Genomic DNA, 5,308 nt, shown 5'->3' on the forward strand with positions numbered 1-5,308 from the left:
GCCGCAGCCTCGCGGCGGCTACGGCTGGTCCGGGAGATCACTTGTTGCCTCATCGCGGTAGTGGTGATCTGTGCGGGGATCGGACGACTGTCCCACCTCCTCGGCTTCCGCCTGGCAGTCGCGGCGGTGGCGCTTCTCATCGCGGTGTGCACCGGACGCCGGCTGCTGGCTCGGGGGCTCAAGGCCATGGTCGGCTGGGCATGGCGCAACAAGTGGGACCGTAGGCGACCAGGCCCGCTGCGGTGGGTCGCCTGCCTGGTTTTGGCGACGATACTCGCCCTCGCACTGGTGATGAGTCAGGCGGCGCTCTGGGACTGCGCCGCGATGGTGCTGCTCGGCTTTGTGATCGGTGGAGTGGTCGTCATCGCCGAGTCCGCCGTGGCGCACCGACGGGCGGCGGCGATCGTCGCCGAAGGTTCGCCCGAGCCGCGTGACCTCGCGCCCCCGGTCCACCGACGGTTGGAGCAGCGGATCGAGGGCCTGGCAGGCGCCGAGGTGGTCGTGTACTCCGAGGAGCGGGCGTCGGCGCCATTCGTGGGCAACGGGTTTGTCGTCCGGCCCTGGAAGCTCGATGTCGACGTTCACCGCCGGCCGCCGGCCGCAACCGACGACACATTCGAGATGTTTGATGTGGTCGCATTCCATGAGTGGCTTGAGGGCCAATTCATCGTGGAGACCGCCGTAGCGAGCACGGCGTCCCGGCAGTTGGCAGCCGGGCACCGAATTTACGTCGACGGACGGAAGATCGCCTGGGACTCCCCGCTCGTCGCGGACGGTCGTCCGCTTCAGCATGTTGATTGGGAGTACCTGTCCGAGGAACTGCGCCATCCGGATCGCGCAGACGACCAGCGGGTCTACTTCTTTCTGCAGGAAATCAGCCGCGATGGAGAAATTGGCGTCTGTACATTCGTCCGCCCGCTGCTCCAGGATGGCAACCTCTCGATCGAGTTCGTGCCGCTCGTAATTCCACCGGTGCACCCCGATGTCGAGGCGCTGGTTGCCGATCTGCCGCTCAATCTGCGGGATCAGATCTGGCGCGCGATGCGGTTGTGGACGATTCACATTCCGTCAGCGGTGTTCGGCAGTCCCGTCCGCTGCGTACGGCGGGTGCTCGCCTGGGGTGCGCGGCAGTCCACGCGCGTCTATTGGCGACTGGCCGTACGATGCCGCTGGTTCTACGATCTCGGTGCCGATATGTCGATTCGCGAGGGTGTGAGCTGGCGGACGCCGGAGGAGTTCGACCACTTCGCGATCCGGGACCTGATCCGCATCAACGACCAATTGCGCGATCGACTGGTCACGTCGATCAAGACGTACCTCCAAGCCCACGGCATCGATCCCGATCAGCTGGAGACGGCCGTGACGATCAACCAGATCCAGAACTGGAATGTCGGGAACGTGCGGGCTGACATGGTGGGTTTCGGCAACAACAATACGTTTGGCAACCCGGGCCGCGGTGAGGGGTAAGCGATGCACGATCAGACGTTCACCATCAACGGACAGGTCAGCGCCAAAATTGTGTCGATCGGCAACGGCAACCATCTGAGCCTGCCCGCCGCATCGGCCGACAGCGTTGACCATGCCCGGCCTGTCTTCGGGATCGTGACCGCTCTTCCGGAGGAGTTCGCGGCGGCAAGCGTGCTCCTGGACGACGCGCGAAGCCCGTCCACTATCGGCGGCGACCGTGCCCAGTACGTCCTAGGCGCGATGCCGAGCCGGGACGAACAGCGTCCGCACGAGGTGGTGCTGACGCTGCTCGGCGAGACGGGAAACACCGCTGCAGCCGAGTCCTGCGCCAACCTGATCCGCAGCTTCCCCAGCGTGGACACCGTCATCATGTGTGGGATCGCCTGCGGCGTGCCAGCGCCGGACCGGCCCGAACGCGATGTGGGACTCGGCGACATCGTCGTGGCGACGTGGGGGATAGCCGACTACGACCACGTGGTGGAGCGCGACGACGGACGGCAGCCTCGGCAGCCGTTTCCGCTGCCCTCACCGCTGCTCGTGCGGCTCGCTCGGTACCTCGAAGCCGTGGAGATCCGCGGCGACCGGCCGTGGGAGCCCCATATCGACCGCGCAGTGACGGCAATTCCCGCCTTCGGCCGTCCGGACCCATTCCCGGCAACGCGTCCGCAGGTCCGGCATGGCGTAATCGGCAGCGCGGACCGGTCGCTGCGCAGCGCGGGTCCGTGACGAACTGGCCGCGACTCACCAACTGATCGCCATGGAGATGGAGGGCAAAGGGATCGGCAGCGCCGGCTTCGCGGGTGGCCGGGAATGGTTCGTGGTGCGTGGCATCAGCGACTATGGTGACGCGAACACGACCCGGCTCTGGCGCGGATACGCCTCGGTCGTGGCCGCCGCCTACGTGCGTGCGCTGCTCGCCGAGTGTCAGCCGCTGACCCCTCGCGGCGGCCACCCGCAGGCTACCGGTGGCGCACGAAAGCAGTGACCTTCGCCGTCTTTCGACGGCCGTGTCGGTGGCGGCTCTTTGCCGTCTGGTCAACGCCTCGGCCCCGCCTCGGCAACCCACGCCCAGCCGCACTTAATACGCCGGTTTCGTCGACACCTCTAGTAACCGGGCCTGCTCTACGTCCAAGCTGCCCTGCGTGACCACCTGCGCCCTGCTGCCGCACCCGCCACAGGCCTCCTTCCAACGCAACGCCGCCATCGCCGCCCTTTGAGTGTGCTTGCGACGGATGCCGGCGCCCGAGCGGCTGTGATCGGGCCGAGGCTGACGGCGGCCGCTGCGAGGTCCGAGGCTGAAGTCCCGATGATCGCTGACGGTGCGGTCGGCCGGCTCGGTTCGAAGATCCGGAACAGGTGGTTCGCTTCGCCCCGATCGCCGCTCTTCTAGGGAGTCGCATGACCGGCACGGACCCCGGCCCGACCGTTGGCCAGCTGCTGCTCACCGAATACGAACGGCTCAAAGATGAGCAGAAAGCCCGCATCGGGTTTCGCGACAACCTTATCTATGTCACCCTCGCGTCGATGGCCGCCGTCGTCACCGCAGCACTGACGGCCAAGGGGCACGCTAACCTACTCCTGATGCTGCCCCCGGTCAGTACTGTGCTCGGCTGGACCTATCTGGTCAATGACGAGAAGGTGACAGCGATCGGTCACTACCTGAGGGGCTACCTCGCACCCAAGCTGGACAGCAGCGGGACAGCGTTTGCTTGGGAGACGACACACCGGTCGGACCGATGCCGAAAGCATCGCAAGATCATTCAGATGGTCGTCGAATTGGGAACGTTCGCCGCGCCGGCCGCTGCGGCGATCATCGTGTATTGGATTAACGGTCCCTGGGAGTGGCCGTTCCTCGCGGTGTCGATTGCGGAACTTGCGGTCGCGCTCGGCTTGGTAGCCGAAATCGTCCGGTACGCGGACGTCGACGTGTCCGGCCCAAATACCTCGGATGGCTCGGCCGAGGAAGGGTAGGGATTGTGACACTTCCGTCACAGGTCGTCCCTGTTCTGCTGGGTCACCCGGCCGCTCGGGCGTAGAGCGTCGCGACGTCCGTGTCAGTCAACCGTGCCCGTACGCGTAACTTGCCGTGCCCGGTTGCTGCCCCGGTGTGTGGACGCGAAGGCGGCCATCTCGTACAGCAGTAGAATGGGCTTGCGGTCTTCAGGCCGTCCTGGTTGACCGCGTGGCACCATTTGGTAATACGGGTTATGGCCGTCAGCGACGCGGCGACATCATAAGGCCGAATTATGGTGCTCGATCCCCCGGCGTAGGGTCGACGCGTCGATCATCCGTGGGCCGGCCGCCGCCTCCTGGCCCAACCTCGCCGGCAATTCCGTGCTCATTTGCGTTTCTTGTGACCGTCGGGGCGATCGCTGCGCTGCGCCGTTGACCGGAACCACGGCCGTGGTCCGCTGGTGCCTCGGATGGTTCTCGAGGGCGACTGCGGGTGGGGCGCCGTCATTGCCATGGGCAGCTGTTGTCCGGATCTCCGTCCGTTTTCTCGACCTCGATGATGGCCAGTGGAGTGGCGCGTGGCACGAGGTTGTTGGCGGCGACGTCGGCGTCGGCGTCTTTGACGGCACGGGACGTCTCCAGGTCCACGGCCATCAGCTCTACCGAATACCTGTCGCCTGGTGAGGCGCTGCCGAACCATTGAATTCCCCGCCACGAGTTCAGTGTCTGCGGCTTGTCCCAGTTGATGACTTGTTGTGCGTACTTCTGGGGGTCACTGTTGGTGTAGATGACCAGAATCAGCGATTGGCCGGCGGCCAGATGAGATGTGCCGGAGAAGTACTCGCAGTTCCTGACCTTTGCGCCGGCTCGAAGTGACGAGATGGTCCCCGACTGCGCAGGGCTCTTCTTGGCCTTGCTGCTCGGCGTAAGTGTGGCTGGTGTCGTCGGGACCACCGGTGCTCCTTGGCGTCCGGAAGGCGGCCGCGTCGATGCTGGACCGGCCATCGGAGGGCTGGGTGCGACTGAATTGGGTGGATCGGTGCCGGCGCTGGCGACCGGTGTCGGCGTGTCCGTCGGGCCACCTGTTCCCGCAGGTCCGTCTGCGTGCCAGCGACCGGGCAGACCCGCAGCTACAAGCGCCGTCAGCGCCAACGCCGTGGCGGCCACTGCGGCTGAAGTGACGATCGCCCGCCGGCGCCGTCGCTGCGGTCGTGGCGCGCCTTCGGGTGTGGCGCTAGCGGGCTGAGACCCGGTGCCGGCCACAGCACCCGGAACGGCGGTGTCGTGGTGTCGTTCCGGCCCGATGCGGGCGAGGACGGGGTCGCTGTCGCCGTCGAAACGCCGTTGCGGGATGAACGGGCCGTCCTCGGCCATCCGGCGGCGGAGGTAGTGGTACAGGTCGGAGACCGTTACGAACTCGGCGTCGGGCTGAGCCGCCGCGCCCTGAAGTCCTTGTAGCAGGTGGGCGGTGAAGCGGCTGTAGCCGGTGCCATGTTCGGCGTCCGGGGCACGGTCATGCGACCGCGTTGCCGCCAGGACGTACCGGCCGCGTCCGCCGAGCTCGGCGGCCACGTCACCCGTTTTGAACGCGCCGGCGTAGCAGCAGTCGAGGATGATGATCGTTATGGCCGCGGCGCTGTGGTCGATCATTCGCGTGATGGTCTCGGCGCTGACGGCCGTCGTCAGCCGGCGGTCGGTTCGGGTGTTGCGGGCGCACATCAGCAGCGATCCGTTGTTCGCGGTGATGCCGTGGCCGCTGTAGTAGATCAGGAGTACGTCATCGCAGGTTGCCGCACAAACTTTGGTCGGTGGGTGAGCGACTTCTTTTTATTTGTTTATTAATATAACACTATCAAAAGGCTTGGTCTAATCAGATCAAGCCTTTTTT

General features: G+C 65.8%; 5 protein-coding genes. 4 read left to right on the forward strand and 1 reads right to left on the reverse strand.

The window, feature by feature from the left end; translation table 11 throughout:
• The 4 genes from AB0M20_RS25825 to AB0M20_RS25840 form a co-directional block, all read left to right on the forward strand.
• A partial coding sequence (locus AB0M20_RS25825; protein ID WP_364302380.1) for a hypothetical protein occupies positions 1-1,467 on the forward strand: 1,467 nt, incomplete at its 5' end.
• 3 nt (positions 1,468-1,470) lie between these two features.
• Complete coding sequence (locus AB0M20_RS25830; protein ID WP_364302382.1) at positions 1,471-2,193, forward strand: hypothetical protein; 723 nt, start codon at positions 1,471-1,473, stop codon at positions 2,191-2,193.
• Between the two features lie 37 nt (positions 2,194-2,230).
• Positions 2,231-2,452 carry a hypothetical protein gene (locus AB0M20_RS25835; RefSeq protein ID WP_364302384.1) on the forward strand — a complete coding sequence of 74 codons (222 nt, stop codon included), beginning with the start codon at positions 2,231-2,233 and terminating at the stop codon, positions 2,450-2,452.
• 413 nt (positions 2,453-2,865) lie between these two features.
• Entirely contained in the window at positions 2,866-3,438 is a 573-nt protein-coding gene (locus AB0M20_RS25840; protein ID WP_364302387.1) for a hypothetical protein, read from the forward strand.
• A gap of 486 nt (positions 3,439-3,924) precedes the next feature.
• Here AB0M20_RS25840 and AB0M20_RS25845 read toward each other — a convergent pair whose 3' ends face one another.
• Positions 3,925-5,190: a hypothetical protein gene (locus tag AB0M20_RS25845; protein ID WP_364302389.1), complete on the reverse strand. Its 1,266-nt coding sequence runs from the start codon at positions 5,188-5,190 to the stop codon at positions 3,925-3,927.
• Positions 5,191-5,308: the final 118 nt, after the last annotated feature.

Origin of the sequence: Actinoplanes sp. NPDC051633, assembly GCF_040681735.1 — a bacterium.
GTDB lineage: Bacteria > Actinomycetota > Actinomycetes > Mycobacteriales > Micromonosporaceae > Actinoplanes.

Coding starts and splice junctions, on each gene's coding strand:
- AB0M20_RS25835 (WP_364302384.1), top strand. CDS start 2,231: ATGGAGGGCAAAGGGATCGGCAGCGCCGGCTTCGCGGGTGGCCGGGAA.
- AB0M20_RS25840 (WP_364302387.1), top strand. CDS start 2,866: ATGACCGGCACGGACCCCGGCCCGACCGTTGGCCAGCTGCTGCTCACC.
- AB0M20_RS25830 (WP_364302382.1), top strand. CDS start 1,471: ATGCACGATCAGACGTTCACCATCAACGGACAGGTCAGCGCCAAAATT.